The 14,254-nt window shown below is 64.7% G+C and carries 12 protein-coding genes; 4 read left to right on the top strand and 8 right to left on the bottom strand.

What is annotated here, in order from left to right; genetic code table 11:
* Positions 1–183: hypothetical protein (locus tag PQR02_RS33755; protein ID WP_408241985.1), on the top strand; the 183-nt coding region annotated here is incomplete at its 5' end.
* On the opposite strand, the gene rseP is transcribed toward PQR02_RS33755, so the two are convergent.
* From rseP to rpsB, 8 genes are all read right to left on the bottom strand, one after another.
* The gene (rseP, locus tag PQR02_RS33750; RefSeq protein WP_408241983.1) at positions 152–1,546 is read right to left on the bottom strand and encodes an RIP metalloprotease RseP; all 1,395 of its coding nucleotides are present in this window, start codon (positions 1,544–1,546) and stop codon (positions 152–154) included. The two genes, PQR02_RS33755 and rseP, sit on opposite strands and share 32 nt — an antisense overlap.
* 7 nt (positions 1,547–1,553) lie before the next feature.
* Positions 1,554–2,759 (bottom strand): 1-deoxy-D-xylulose-5-phosphate reductoisomerase, encoded by a 1,206-nt coding sequence (locus tag PQR02_RS33745; protein WP_408241981.1) that lies wholly within the window; start codon positions 2,757–2,759, stop codon positions 1,554–1,556.
* 10 nt (positions 2,760–2,769) lie between these two features.
* On the bottom strand, positions 2,770–3,591 hold the full coding sequence (locus PQR02_RS33740; RefSeq protein WP_408241979.1) for a phosphatidate cytidylyltransferase: 822 nt from the start codon (positions 3,589–3,591) through the stop codon (positions 2,770–2,772).
* The gene (uppS, locus tag PQR02_RS33735; RefSeq protein WP_408241977.1) at positions 3,585–4,367 is read right to left on the bottom strand and encodes a polyprenyl diphosphate synthase; all 783 of its coding nucleotides are present in this window, start codon (positions 4,365–4,367) and stop codon (positions 3,585–3,587) included. The genes PQR02_RS33740 and uppS overlap by 7 nt, the downstream gene beginning before the upstream one ends.
* 64 nt (positions 4,368–4,431) lie before the next feature.
* Positions 4,432–4,992 (bottom strand): ribosome recycling factor, encoded by a 561-nt coding sequence (gene frr, locus PQR02_RS33730; RefSeq protein ID WP_054035184.1) that lies wholly within the window; start codon positions 4,990–4,992, stop codon positions 4,432–4,434.
* Positions 4,993–5,092: 100 nt separating this feature from the next.
* On the bottom strand, positions 5,093–5,806 hold the full coding sequence (gene pyrH, locus PQR02_RS33725; protein ID WP_408241974.1) for a UMP kinase: 714 nt from the start codon (positions 5,804–5,806) through the stop codon (positions 5,093–5,095).
* Positions 5,807–6,023: 217 nt separating this feature from the next.
* The gene (tsf, locus tag PQR02_RS33720; protein WP_408241972.1) at positions 6,024–6,905 is read right to left on the bottom strand and encodes a translation elongation factor Ts; all 882 of its coding nucleotides are present in this window, start codon (positions 6,903–6,905) and stop codon (positions 6,024–6,026) included.
* A 194-nt stretch (positions 6,906–7,099) separates the two neighbouring features.
* Positions 7,100–7,852, bottom strand: coding sequence for a 30S ribosomal protein S2 (rpsB, locus tag PQR02_RS33715; RefSeq protein ID WP_028199373.1), 753 nt, complete (start codon positions 7,850–7,852; stop codon positions 7,100–7,102).
* Positions 7,853–8,413: 561 nt separating this feature from the next.
* Between rpsB and map the strand changes: the two genes are divergently transcribed.
* The 3 genes from map to PQR02_RS33700 all read left to right on the top strand — a co-directional run bounded on the left by map (position 8,414) and on the right by PQR02_RS33700 (position 14,166).
* Positions 8,414–9,223, top strand: a complete 810-nt coding sequence (gene map, locus PQR02_RS33710; RefSeq protein WP_408241969.1) for a type I methionyl aminopeptidase — start codon at positions 8,414–8,416, stop codon at positions 9,221–9,223.
* Between the two features lie 26 nt (positions 9,224–9,249).
* Positions 9,250–11,829 carry a [protein-PII] uridylyltransferase gene (locus tag PQR02_RS33705; protein WP_408241967.1) on the top strand — a complete coding sequence of 860 codons (2,580 nt, stop codon included), beginning with the start codon at positions 9,250–9,252 and terminating at the stop codon, positions 11,827–11,829.
* A 258-nt stretch (positions 11,830–12,087) separates the two neighbouring features.
* Entirely contained in the window at positions 12,088–14,166 is a 2,079-nt protein-coding gene (locus tag PQR02_RS33700) for a pseudouridine synthase (protein ID WP_408241987.1), read from the top strand.
* The last annotated feature ends 88 nt before the right edge of the window (positions 14,167–14,254 follow it).

Below are 14,254 nucleotides of genomic sequence, written 5' to 3'. Positions count from 1 at the left end.
CGACGTTGCGTGAGCAACCAGCCCATGCGCGGCGAAAGCCGCGGCTATAACCGTCTTTGGAACAAAGCGATGAGGTTTAAACAACGTGCTTCCCCAGTGTGTATAGCTGCATCAGGTCAGACGGTCGCCATCGTGAACGCCGCCAGACACTTTAAAAATGGATTAAACGAGCCAGATCGTTGAACAGCGCAATCGCCGACAGTGCGACGATGCAGGCGAGACCCGCCCTCTGAAAAACGAGTTGCCAGCGATCGGAGACAACTTTACCGGTCACAGCTTCAACCAAATAATATAACAGATGACCCCCGTCCAATACCGGAATTGGTAGCAGGTTCAGTACACCAAGGCTAATACTGACAAGGGCCAGGAACGACAGGAATGCAGAAGGACCCAGACGTGCGCTCTTTCCCGCGTAGTCGGCGATCGTCACCGGACCGGACAGATTTTTCAGCGACGCCTCGCCGACGATCATCCTGCCGAACATGCGCACCGAGTACACCGCGAGATCCCACGTGCGATGCGCGCCGAGCCGCAAGCTTTCGACAGGCCCGTAACGGACCTCGATCGACGGCACCTGGGTCGCCAGTTCCGCACCGATGCGGCCGATCTGCTGACCGGTTGCACTATCGCGCTGCGACTGGGGAACGATGCTGATGTCTTCGAGCGCGCCCGCCGCGTGTCCGCCCTGGCCGCCACGCTCCACCTGCAGCGTCACCGGCACGCCGGCGTGCGATTTTACATACGCGATGAACGCCGTGGCGTTATCAGCCCGCGTTCCGTTGATGGCGCGCAGACGATCGCCCGCGACGAGCCCCGCCTTCTGCGCCGCGCTGCCCTGCTGCACGTCGGCTACCGTCAGCTTGCCGCCGCCCGGCTCGAAACCGAGCCGCGACATGAAGTCGTCGTCGACATCCTTCTCGCTGATGCCGCCCAGATCGATCGGGAAATCGGAGATGCCGTGTGCGTCTTTCGCGCTCAGCACGAGATGCTTGCGATCGAACGCCGCGCCCAGCAGCTTCCAGCGCAGGTCGGACCACGAGCGCACCGGCTCGGACTCGTCGGCGTGGCCGTTGCGCACTGCGACGATGGTTTCACCGCCTTCGAAACCGGCCACCGCCGCCGGTGTATTCGGCGCGGGCGTCGCGATCACGGCCGCCGGTTCGGTCACGCCCGTGGCGAACACCAGCGCGAACAGGACGATCGCCAGCAGGAAGTTCGCCACCGGGCCCGCCGCGACGATCGCGAAACGCCGCCACACCGATTGCCGGTTGAACGCATACGGCAACATGTCGGCGGGAATCGGCGCGGTGCCGGTTTCTCGCTCGTCGAGCATCTTCACGTAGCCGCCGAGCGGCAGCGCGGCAATGGTCCACTCGGTGCCTGTCTTCGGGCTCACCCACTGGAACAGCGGCTTGCCGAAGCCGATCGAAAAGCGCAGCACCTTGACGCCGCACAGACGAGCGACACTATAGTGCCCATACTCGTGAACCACCACGAGTACGCCAATCGCGACCGCGAAGGCAAGCAGTTCGATCAGCAGGTTCATAGGCGCCTCACTGGACGGCGCGTTCCGTGCGACGGGCGCCGTCCGGCAGACGCGCGATGAATTCAGCAGCGGCGCGGCGCGCGGCGGTGTCCGCTTCGACCACGTCTTCGAGCGCGTGCGCGCTGCGGTTTGGCAAAGCGTTGAGCACCGAGTCGACCACCTGCGCGATGGTCATGAAACCGATGCGGCGCGCGAGGAACGCTTCAACCGCGATTTCGTTCGCGGCGTTCAGCGCCGCGCTCGCGACGCCACCTTCGGCCAGCGCCTTCATCGCCAGCGCAAGGCACGGAAAGCGCGCGTAATCCGGCTTTTCGAACGACAGCGACGCGATCTCCGCGAGGTCGAGTTGTGCGACGCCCGAGTCCACGCGCTCCGGAAAGGCCAGCGCGTGAGCGATCGGCGTACGCATGTCGGGGTTGCCGAGTTGCGCGAGCACCGAGCCGTCCGCGTACGAGACCAGCGAATGAATCACGCTTTGCGGATGGATCAGCACGTCGATGCGCTCGCCCGGCAAGCCGAACAGCCAGTGCGCCTCGATCACTTCGAGGCCCTTGTTCATCATCGTCGCGGAGTCGACCGAAATCTTGCGGCCCATCACCCAGTTCGGATGCTTGCAGGCTTCGTCAGGTGTAACGTCGACGAGCGTGGCCGGTTCGCGGGTGCGGAACGGGCCGCCCGAAGCGGTCAGGATGATCTTGGAGACGCCGCCGTGCAGCGCGGCTTCGCGCGGCAGGCACTGGAAAATCGCATTGTGTTCGCTGTCGACCGGCAGCAGCACGGCACCGTTGTCGCGCACCGCGTCCATGAAGATCGCGCCGGACATCACCAGCGCTTCTTTGTTGGCGAGCAGGATGCGTTTGCCGGCACGCGCGGCGGCGAGGCTCGGTGCGAGGCCGGCCGCGCCGACGATCGCCGCCACCACCGTATCGCAACCATCACTCTCCGACACGTCGACGAGCGCTTGCGGCCCGTACGTGACCTCGGTCGTGCAACCCGCTTCGCGCAGCTTCGCGGCGACCCGTGCGGCCGTGTCGGCGTCGCCGACCACCGCGACTTCGGGCTGAAAGCGCAGGCATTGTCCGACGAGCTTGTCGCCGTTGCGATGCGCGCTCAGCGCGTAAACCGAAAAGCGCTCGGGATGACGCGCGACGACGTCGAGCGTGCTGTCTCCAATCGAGCCCGTGGAACCGAGCAATGTCAGACGTTTTTGCATATCTCTTTCTCTAGCCGAGCAGCAGCATGGCAAGCGGCAGCACCGGCAATAACGCGTCGATGCGGTCGAGCACGCCGCCGTGCCCCGGCAACAGGCCGCTTGAATCCTTCACACCGGCCTGGCGTTTCAACATCGATTCGAACAGGTCGCCCACCACGCTGAATGCCACTAGCAAGGTCAGTGCGAGCAATGTGCGCACGGCGCCCCATTGCGCCAGCAGCGCAGAATACAGGGTCGGCTCGAACGCATGCAAAAAGACCGCCGCCGCCGCGACGATCATCACCACCAGCCAGCCGCCGATCGCGCCCTCCCAAGTCTTACCCGGACTGATGGCAGGCGCCAGCTTATGTTTTCCGAACGCTTTTCCGGAGAAGTATGCGCCGATATCGGCCAGCCATACCAATAGCAGCAGCGACAGCACGAAGGGCACACCCTGGATGCGTGCGGCGACGAGAGCATGCCAGCACGCCGCGAATACCACAATGCCGGCCGCGCACAGAAACATGCGCCAGGCGCCCTGCGCGAGCGTGGGTTTGCGCAGCAGCACGAACGGACCGGCGATTACCCAGAAAATGGCGGCCGCCTTGAAGAGCGAACGGGCCTCCGCGACGCCAGTGCCGAGCCGGGTGCTCGCGACCAGCGCGACCGCCGCCACCAGCGCGTAGATCACCGGAGCAGCGCCGCCCAGCTTGAGCAGGCGCGCCCACTCCCACGCCGCGAACACGACGACGAAGGCGATCAGCGCGCCGAACGCGCCCACCGGCGCGAACAGCGTGACCGGCAGGAACACTGCCAGCAGGATGATCGCCGTGATGACACGGGTTTTTAGCATGGAAGCGAATCGACGTTTTGCGATTGCGGCTCGAGCTGAGCACTGGTGCGGCCGAAGCGGCGTTCGCGTTCCGCGTAGGAAGCGATGGCGTGACCGAGCGCGTCGGCGTCGAAATCCGGCCAAAACGTGTCGGTGAAGTAGAACTCGGTGTATGCGAGCTGCCACAGCAGGAAGTTGCTGACGCGGCGCTCGCCGCCGGTGCGGATGAACAGGTCCGGCTCCGGCGCATAAGCCATGGACAGATGCTCGGCGAACGAATCCTCGTTGACCTCGACCGCCTTGCCCGCCAGCGCCGACTGTTCGGCGAGCTTGCGGGTGGCCTGCATGATGTCCCAGCGCCCGCCGTAATTCGCGGCGATGGTCAGCGTGAGGCGGGTGTTGCGCGCGGTCTTGGTTTCCGCGCGCTTGATCAGCTCGCGGATGCGCGCGTCGAAACGGTCGAGATCGCCCACCACCCGCAAACGGATCCCGTTCGCGTGGAGCTTGCCGATCTCGCGCTCGAGCGCAGTGACGAACAGGCGCATCAGGAACGAGACTTCCTCGTTCGGGCGGCGCCAGTTTTCCGAGCTGAAGGCGAACAGCGTCAGGTATTCGACGCCCTGCCGCGCGCACGCCTCGACGGCGGCCCGCACCGCGTCGACGCCGCGCGTATGGCCCGCCACGCGCGGCAGACGCCGCTGGGTGGCCCAACGGCCGTTGCCATCCATGATGATCGCGATATGTCGCGGCACCGCGGCGACATCAGGCACGCGCACGGTTGAGCTGGTATAGGTCATGGCCGTCGGGACAGTGACTGCAAATAAAGAAGTGGGAATCCTGAAAGTGCGGAGCCGACCGGCTTCACACCGTCATGATCTCGGCTTCTTTCGTCACGACGAGCTTGTCGATTTCGGTGACGAACTTGTCCGTCAGTTTCTGAACGTCATCGCCCGCACGACGCTCGTCGTCTTCCGAAATTTCCTTGTCCTTGACGAGTTTTTTCAGTTGCTCGTTAGCGTCGCGACGCAGATTGCGGACCGCGACCTTGGCCGTTTCCGCTTCGCTCTTGACCACTTTGGTCAGTTCGCGGCGGCGCTCTTCGGTCAGCGCGGGCATCGGCACGCGGATCACGTCGCCTTGCGTGGCCGGGTTCAGACCGAGGTCCGACTCGCGGATCGCCTTTTCGACGACCTGGACCATCTTCTTCTCCCACGGCTGCACGCCGATCGTGCGCGCGTCGATCAGCGTCAGGTTCGCAACCTGCGAGATCGGCACCGGCGAACCGTAGTAATCACACTGGATGTGATCGAGCAGGCCCGTGTGTGCACGGCCCGTGCGGATCTTCGACAGGTCGTTCTTGAACGCGTCGATGGAACGCTGCATCTTTTGTTCAGCGCCCTTCCTGATATCAGCCACAGACATTTTTAAACCTCCGAACCTTCAAAACGGAGCGAGCCGGCCAGCGCGCGCGATAAGCAGCGGCCTGGGCTCGCGTCAAAGCCCACGTTATGTGAACGAGAGTTTACACGTGGACGAGGGTGCCCTCGTCCTCGCCTTGTACGATGCGCTTGAGCGCGCCCGGCTTGACGATCGAAAAAACGCGGATCGGCAGTTTCTGGTCGCGGCACAGCGCGAACGCCGTGGCGTCCATCACCTGCAGATTGCGGCCAATCGCTTCGTCGAAGCTGATGGTCGTGTAGCGGGTTGCGTTTGAATCTTTCTTGGGATCGGCCGAATAGACGCCGTCCACCTTGGTTGCCTTCAGCACGACTTCCGCGCCGATTTCCGAGCCGCGCAGCGCGGCGGCCGTGTCGGTCGTGAAGAACGGGTTGCCGGTGCCCGCCGCGAAAATCACGACTTTGCCTTCTTCGAGCTGGCGAATCGCGCGGGGCCGGATGTACGGTTCAACCACCTGGTCCATGCGCAGCGCCGATTGCACACGCGCCTCGATACCGGCGTGGCGCATTGCGTCCTGCAGCGCCAGCGCGTTCATCATCGTGGCCAGCATGCCCATGTAGTCGGCCGTGGCGCGATCCATACCGGCCGCACCGCCCGCGACGCCGCGGAAAATATTGCCGCCGCCGATCACCACCGCCAGCTGCGTTCCGAGACGGACCACTTCGGCCACGTCCGCCACCATTCGTTCGATGGTCGCGCGATTGATGCCGAAGGCATCGTCGCCCATCAGAGCTTCACCGGAGAGTTTGAGCAGGACGCGTTTGTAGGCAGTGGGCATAGGGGTATCCAGATCGCGCAGAACAGGGCAACAACAAGGGACTAATGTAGGGGTGAAATGCTGATTCGGGCAAGCGCCGCCAAATTGACGGACCCGCGGTCCGCCGGCGGCTGCGCTGCGAGGGTCAACCCGCGCGCAGCCTTGCGGCGCTGCCGACCGCGGAGAAGTCTTGCTTCGCCGCGGGTCCAACAGTACTACTGTGAAGCTTGGGCGACGCTTATTGCTGCTTTGCAGCAGCGACTTGAGCGGCCACTTCTGCTGCGAAGTCGTCCTGCTTCTTCTCGATGCCTTCACCGACCACGAACAGCGCGAACTTCTGCACGCTCGAGCTGGCTCCCTTCAGCATCTGCTCGATCGTCTGCTTGTCGTTCTTAACGAACGTCTGGTTCAGCAGCGACACTTCCTTCAGGTACTTCTGCACGCTGCCGTCGACCATCTTGGCGACGATTTCAGCCGGCTTGCCCGATTCGGCGGCCTTCTGTTCAGCGATGCTGCGTTCCTTCGCGATCAGGTCCGCCGGCACGTCGTTCGACGACAGCGAAACCGGCTTCATCGCGGCGATGTGCATGGCCACGTCCTTGCCCACCTGCTCGTCCGCGCCGGTGTACTCGACCAGCACGCCGATGCGCGTGCCGTGCAGGTACGCTGCCAGCTTGTTAGCCGTGTCGAAGCGCACGAAACGGCGAATCGACAGGTTTTCACCGATCTTGCCGACCAGCGCGAGGCGCACAGCGTCGACCGTCGAGCCGTCGAGCGGCAGGGCCGACAGAGCAGCGAGATCAGCCGGGTTTTGCGTAGCGACCAGCTCGGCGACCTGCTTCGAGAAAGCCAGGAAGTCGTCGTTCTTCGAAACGAAGTCGGTTTCGCAGTTCAGCTCGACCAGCGAACCCGCGTTGCCGCCGATGAACGATGCGACCACGCCTTCAGCCGTCACGCGCGACGCCGCCTTGCTGGCCTTGTTGCCCAGCTTCACGCGCAGCAGCTCTTCAGCGCGCGCCATGTCGCCGTCGGCTTCCGTCAGCGCCTTCTTGCATTCCATCATCGGCGCGTCGGTCTTTGCGCGCAGTTCTGCAACCATGCTTGCGGTAATTGCCGCCATCATTTGCTCCTTGAGTTCCGTCTGTCACACGCCGCCCGCACTTCGATACCGGCGGCAAGAATTCGTTTCAGCGTCGCCGAGTATTTTTTACGGACAACGCGTTGGGCGCCGCCTGCGGCACCCCACTACAACGTCGCGGCTTAAAAAAAGGGGGCCTGTAGAAAGCCCCCTTTTTTGCCGGACATGGGGCAGGTTTACGCTTCCCCGTTGACCTCGACGAACTCGTCGCCGTCGCCGCCACGGGCAGCTTGCACCACTTCGTTGACCGCGTTAGCACGGCCTTCCAGGATCGCGTCAGCCACGCCAGCCGTGTACAGAGCGACAGCCTTGCTGGCGTCGTCGTTACCCGGGATCACGTAGTCGATACCTTCCGGCGAGTGGTTCGTGTCGACCACTGCGATGACCGGAATGCCCAGCTTGTTCGCTTCGGTGACGGCAATCTTGTGGTAGCCGACGTCGACCACGAAGATCGCGTCCGGAATGCCGCCCATGTCCTTCACGCCGCCGATCGACTTCTGCAGCTTGGCCATTTCGCGTTCGAACAGCAGCGCTTCCTTCTTGCTCATGCGCTCGGTTTCGCCCGCTTCCAGCGCGGCTTCCATGTCCTTCAGGCGCTTGATCGAAACCTTCAGCGTCTTGAAGTTGGTCAGCATGCCGCCGAGCCAGCGCGCGTTGACGAACGGCATGCCAGCGCGTTGCGCTTCTTCAGCGATCGTGTCGCGCGATTGACGCTTCGTGCCGACGAACAGGATCGTGCCGCGATTAGCCGCCAGTTGACGCGCGTACTTCAGCGCGTCGTTGTACATCGGCAGCGTCTTTTCGAGGTTGATGATGTGAATCTTGTTGCGATGACCGAAAATGAAGGGGGCCATCTTCGGGTTCCAGAAGCGCGTTTGGTGACCGAAGTGGACACCGGCTTCCAGCATTTGACGCATGGTAACTGCCATGAAAATCTCCGCGAGGGTTGGGTCTTAAGCCGGCTGCCGTATCGGCCGCGCCCGCCTTCTTCTTTGGCTGGAACGCGACGGACACCCTGGGTGCGCCGGCTTGCGAGTTGGCTGCCTGGGTACTGCTTACCTCAGGGCGCAGGCAACCGGCACCGTGAGAAGCCGCCCCTGCCCGTTTTTGACCGCCATTCCACCGTCCACTTCACGGTATCAGGCAATAAAAACGAGCCATCGATCGACTTAGCCAAAGATTATAGCACGCGACTATTGCACGACTCAACCCGCGTAGTAGCTCCCGTTTGCCGTGACGGGGTTGCACCCACAGGGTTGACGCCATCTCCTTCTCCGTGCGCCGAAGGCGCTCGCCGCCTAAGAGTAAGTGGTGCAGCGGCCAAGTGAATTCGCGCAGTCCGCCTGGACCATCGCACGCAAGGCCGTTCAACTTGCTGCAGCAAAGCCCGCAAAAGCGCCCGCCACACCCACAAGCCTCGTCTCAAAAGACTGCGGCTGCCGGAATATGGTGCGATAATCCCGAAATAAATCGCATTTCAGGCCCGACTCATGGCTATTACGCTCAAAAACGAACACGATATCGCGCAGATGCGCGTTGCCTGCAAACTCGCTAGCGAAGTGCTCGACTACATCACGCCGTTCGTCAAGGCCGGCGTCACCACGGGCGAACTCGACCGCCTGTGCCACGAATACATGCTGAAGGAACAGGGCACGATTCCGGCACCGCTGAATTACCAGCCGCCCGGCTATCCGCCCTATCCGAAAGCCACGTGCATTTCCGTCAACGACGTGATCTGCCACGGCATCCCCGGCGACAAGACTTTGAAGAACGGCGACGCGCTGAATATCGACGTCACGGTCATCAAGGAAGGCTATTTCGGCGACACGAGCCGCATGTTCATCGTCGGCGAAGGCTCGATCCTCGCCAAACGGCTCGTGCAGACCACCTTCGAATGCATGTGGCTCGGCATCGACCAGGTCCGTCCGGGCGCGCATCTCGGCGACATCGGCCACGCGATCCAGAAGCATGCGGAAGCTCAGGGCTACAGCGTGGTGCGCGAGTACTGCGGCCACGGCATCGGCACCGTGTTCCACGAAGACCCGCAAATTCTGCACTACGGCCGTCCCGGCACCGGGTTCGAATTGCAGGCCGGCATGATCTTCACGATCGAGCCGATGATCAACGCCGGCCGCCGCGAAATCCGCACGATGCCCGATCAGTGGACCGTCAAGACCAAGGATCGCAGCCTGTCGGCGCAATGGGAACACACCGTGCTCGTCACGGAAACCGGCTACGACGTGCTGACCGTTTCCGCCGGCACGCCCGCGCGGCCGCCGGTCGTCGCGGCCACCGCCTGACCGACCTCCGCCCCCACCGCCAGCCAATGAGTAGCGTTCCCGTCGTCGCCCAATCCCATGCCTCGTCGCTGAAGGCGGACTACAAAGTGGCCAAAGCCCAGATACTGGAACGCTTCAAAACGGCCACCAACGTCGATGCATTGATGGGCGCCCTCGCGCGCGCCACGGACGACTCGCTGCGGGCCGCCTGGGACACCTGCGAGCTGCCGGGCGAACTGGCGCTGCTGGCTGTCGGCGGCTATGGGCGGGGCGAACTCGCGCCGCATTCGGACATCGACATCCTGGTTTTGCTGCCCGATGCACCGCGCGAACATCTGGAAGCGCGCATCGAACGCTTCATCAGCCTCGCGTGGGATCTGGGACTGGAACTCGGCAGCAGCGTGCGCAGCGTGTCGCAATGTCTCGAAGAGGCCGCCAACGACGTCACCGTGCGCACCTCGCTGCTGGAAGCACGGCGCATCACGGGCAGCGCCGCGCTCTTCGACGACTTCGCCACGCGTTACCGCGCAGCGCTCGATCCGAAGGCATTCTTCCAGGCGAAAGTGCTGGAAATGCGCCAGCGCCACGCCAAGTTCCAGGACACGCCCTACGCGCTCGAACCGAACATCAAGGAAAGCCCGGGCGGCCTGCGCGATCTTCAACTGATTCTCTGGATTACCCAGGCGGCCGGCTTTGGCTGCAGCTGGCGCGAACTCGAAGCGCGCGGCCTGGTCACCGAGCGCGAAGCGCGCGAACTGCGCCACAACGAAAGCTTCCTGAAGGCGCTGCGCGCGCGGCTGCACGTGATCGCCGGGCGCCGGCAGGACATCATGGTGTTCGATCTGCAGACGGCGGTGGCCGAAAGCTTCGGCTACAAGCCGACCGTCACCAAGCGCGCCAGCGAACAGCTGATGCGCCGCTACTACTGGGCCGCCAAGGCCGTCACGCAGCTCGCCACGATCCTGATCCAGAACATCGAGGCGCAACTCTTCCCCAGCACGAGCGGCATTACGCGCGTGCTGTCGGAGCGCTTCGTCGAAAAGCAGGGCATGCTGGAGATCGCCAGCGACGACGTATTCGAGCGCGAGCCGAACGCGATCCTCGAAGCGTTCCTGCTGTACGAGCAGACACCCGGCGTCAAAGGCCTGTCGGCGCGCACGCTGCGCGCGATCTACAACGCCCGCGACGTGATGGATCAGCACTGGCGGCGCGATCCGGAGAACCGGCGCCTGTTCATGGACATCCTGAAGCAGCCGGCCGGCATCACGCACGCGTTGCGCCTGATGAACCAGACCAGCGTGCTCGGACGCTATCTGCTGAATTTCCGGCGCATCGTCGGGCAGATGCAGCACGATCTGTATCACGTCTACACCGTCGACCAGCACATCCTGATGGTGCTGCGCAATCTGCGCCGCTTCGCGGTGGCCGAGCATGCGCACGAATATCCGTTCTGCAGCCAGTTGATCACCAACTTCGACCGGCCGTGGGTGTTGTACGTGGCGGCGCTGTTCCACGATATCGCCAAGGGCCGCGGCGGCGACCATTCCACGCTCGGCATGGTCGACGCGCGGCGCTTTTGCCGCAACCACGGCATCCTCGGCGAGGACGGCGAGCTGGTCGTGTGGATGGTGCAGCAGCATCTGACGATGAGCCAGGTCGCGCAGAAGCAGGACACGAGCGACCCGGAGGTGATCAAGCGCTTTGCCGAACTGGTCGGCACCGAACGCCGCCTCACCGCGCTCTATCTGCTGACGGTGGCCGATATCCGCGGCACCAGCCCGAAAGTCTGGAACACGTGGAAAGGCAAGCTGCTCGAAGACCTCTACCGCGCCACTCTGGCCGTGCTCGGCGGCGCGCGGCCGGACGCGCATTCGGAGCTGAAGTCCCGCAAGGAAGAGGCGCTTGCGCTGCTCCGCCTCGAAACCGTGCCGGAAGGCGCGCAACGGGCGTTGTGGGACCAGCTCGATGTCGGCTATTTCCTGCGTCACGACGCGGCGGACATCGCGTGGCAAACGCGTGTGCTGTACCGCCATGTCGAAACGCCGACGCCGATCGTCCGGGCACGTCCGTCGCCGATCGGCGAGGCGCTGCAGGTGCTGGTGTACGTGAAGGACCAGCCCGACCTGTTCGCCGGTATTTGCGCGTATTTCGACCGCAACAGCCTGTCGGTGCTCGATGCGCGAGTCAGTACGACCCGTCACGGGTACGCGCTCGATAATTTCCTCGTCGCGCATACCGAAGAAGACGTGCATTATCGCGATATCGCCAATCTGGTCGAACAGGAACTGACCGCCCGCCTCACCGGCCACGGGACCCTGCTGCCGGGACCGTCGAAGGGCCGTTTGTCGAGGCTGTCGCGGACCTTCCCTGTCACGCCGCGCGTCGATCTTCGGGCCGACGAGCGCGGCCAATACTACATCCTGTCCGTGTCGGCGAACGACCGGCCAGGCCTTCTTTATTCGATCGCGCGTGTGCTGGCCGAGCATCGGGTCGGCGTCGCTTCGGCGCGGATCAATACGCTCGGCGAACGCGTCGAAGACGTGTTCCTGCTGGACGGACACGGTCTGTCGGACAACCGCCTGCAAATTCAGGTCGAGACCGAACTGCTGCGCGCGATCGCAGTGTGAGATTTCATGCGAGTCAAATTAACAGCCAAGCACCCGCGGCCGGCTTCGTCCGAACGCGCCCCTGTCCGTACCGGCAGCACGTCGGCGCGTAAGCCGACGCGCCCGGTGGGACCGAAGCCGTCTACGGCGGCTTTCAGCGGGGCGCGGGGTGCAGGCGCTGGCGCAGCGGGCAGCGGCGGCAAGCGGCCGGCCGGTGGTAAGCCGGCGGGTAGCGGCGCACGTGCGCCGCGTGCCGAGGGGTCGTTTTCGCGCGAGCGGGTGGCGGGTGCGGCAGGTGCGCCGCGTCGTGCCACGTCGGATCGGCCGCCGCGCCGGGACGGGGCTGCGGGCGAGCGGGGGCCGCGTCGTGATGATGGGGAACGTGCGCCGCGTCGGTTTGAAGGCGCAGGCGATCGCGGTGAACGCGCGCCGCGCCGGTTTGAAGGTGGCGGCGATCGCGGTGAACGTGCGCCGCGCAAATTCGAAGGCGCCGGTGATCGCGGTGAACGTGCGCCGCGCCGGTTTGAAGGCGCAGGTGATCGCGGTGAGCGCGCACCGCGCCGGTTTGAAGGCGCAGGTGATCGCGGTGAGCGCGCACCGCGCCGGTTTGAAGGCGCTGGTGATCGCGGTGAACGCGCACCGCGCAAATTCGAAGGCGCCGGCGATCGCGGTGAACGCGCACCGCGCCGGTTTGAAGGTGCTGGTGATCGGGGTGAGCGTGCGCCGCGCAAATTCGAAGGCGCAGGCGATCGCGGTGAGCGTGCGCCGCGCAAATTCGAAGGCGCAGGCGATCGCGGTGAACGTGCGCCGCGCAAATTCGAAGGCGCAGGCGATCGCGGTGAACGTGCGCCGCGCAAATTCGAAGGCGCAGGCGATCGCGGTGAACGTGCGCCGCGACGGTTTGAAGGCGCAGGGGATCGCAACGAACGCGCCCTCCGCCGGTTTGAAGGCGCGGGAGATCGCGGCGAACGCGCGCCCCGCCGTTTTGAAGGCACTGGTGACCGCGCCGAACGCGCCCCGCGCCGCTTCGAAAAAGCCGGCGATCGCAACGAACGCGGCCCCCGCCGCGACGACGGCGAACGTCGCCCGTTCAGCGGACCGCGCACAGGCGGCCGTCCGTCGGAAGGCGCACCGCGTGGCGAACGCCCGCTACGCCGCGAAGGCGACGCATCCGATCGTCCCCGTTTCGGCAGCGACCGTGGGCCGCGCAGCGACAGCGCGCCGCGCCGCTTCGAAAGCGAGCGCGGCTCGTCCGAACGGGGCGAGCGCAGCAGCTTCGCGAAACCCGTGAAAAGCGGCTACAGCGACCGCTCCGACCGTCCGGCACGCGCCCCGCGCGAGGGCTACGGCGACCGCGCTCCGGCCAAACGCGAATTCGACGATCGCCCCGCGCGCAGTGGTGAACCCGGCGAGCGCCCAGCCCGCAGCTTCGACAAGGCACAGCCGTCCGCGGCGCGCCGCTTCGGCGACGACCGCCCGGCCCGCGCCGACAAGCCACGCGCGACCGCGTCCGCAACCCGCGCCGAGCGCCGCGATGCGAGCAGCGGTGCCGACGCCAATCCCGCCGCGCGCACTCCGCGTCGCGATTACGAAGACGCGCCGGGCACTTTGCGCCTGTCGAAACTGATGTCCGAACTCGGCTTGTGCTCGCGCCGCGAAGCCGACGAGTGGATCGAAAAGGGCTGGGTTCTGGTGGACGGCGAGCGCATCGACACGCTCGGCACCAAGGTTCGTCCGGACCAACGCATCGAGATCGACCCCGCCGCCGAAGCCGCGCAAGCGAGCCAGGTGACGGTGCTGGTTCACAAGCCGGTCGGCCTCGTCTCGGGCCAGGCGGAAGATGGCTATCAACCGGCGATCACACTGGTCACGCCGGAGAATCGCTGGGAAGGCGACCACTCGGAAATCCGCTTCTCCGTCGCGCATCTGCGCCAGCTCGCGCCGGCCGGCCGCCTCGACATCGATTCGACGGGCCTGCTGGTGCTGACGCAGGACGGCCGCGTCGCCAAGCAACTGATCGGCGGCCATTCGGAGATCGACAAGGAATACCTGGTGCGCGTGGCCTATGGCGAACACACCACGGACGTCGAAAGCCACTTCCCGCCCGAAAGCCTTGAACTGTTGCGCCACGGGCTGTCGCTCGACGACGTGCCGCTCAAGCCCGCGCAGGTCAGTTGGCAGAACGGCGAACAATTGCGTTTCGTGCTGCGCGAAGGCAAAAAACGCCAGATCCGCCGGATGTGCGAACTGGTCGGTCTCGAAGTGATCGGCCTGAAGCGAGTGCGGATGGGTCGCGTGATGCTGGGTGCGCTGCCGCCGGGCCAATGGCGCTATTTGGCGGCGGACGAATTGTTCTGATGACGCTGAGGCGAGCGCCCGTTCATCATCGGATAGGCACTCCCGCCAACAAAAAACCCACGCCGATGCGTGGGTTTTTTGTTGGCGC

Source organism: Paraburkholderia sediminicola, from assembly GCF_046026895.1.
In the GTDB taxonomy this organism is placed as follows: domain Bacteria; phylum Pseudomonadota; class Gammaproteobacteria; order Burkholderiales; family Burkholderiaceae; genus Paraburkholderia; species Paraburkholderia sediminicola_C.
This window is presented reverse-complemented; position numbering and strand designations above follow the sequence as displayed.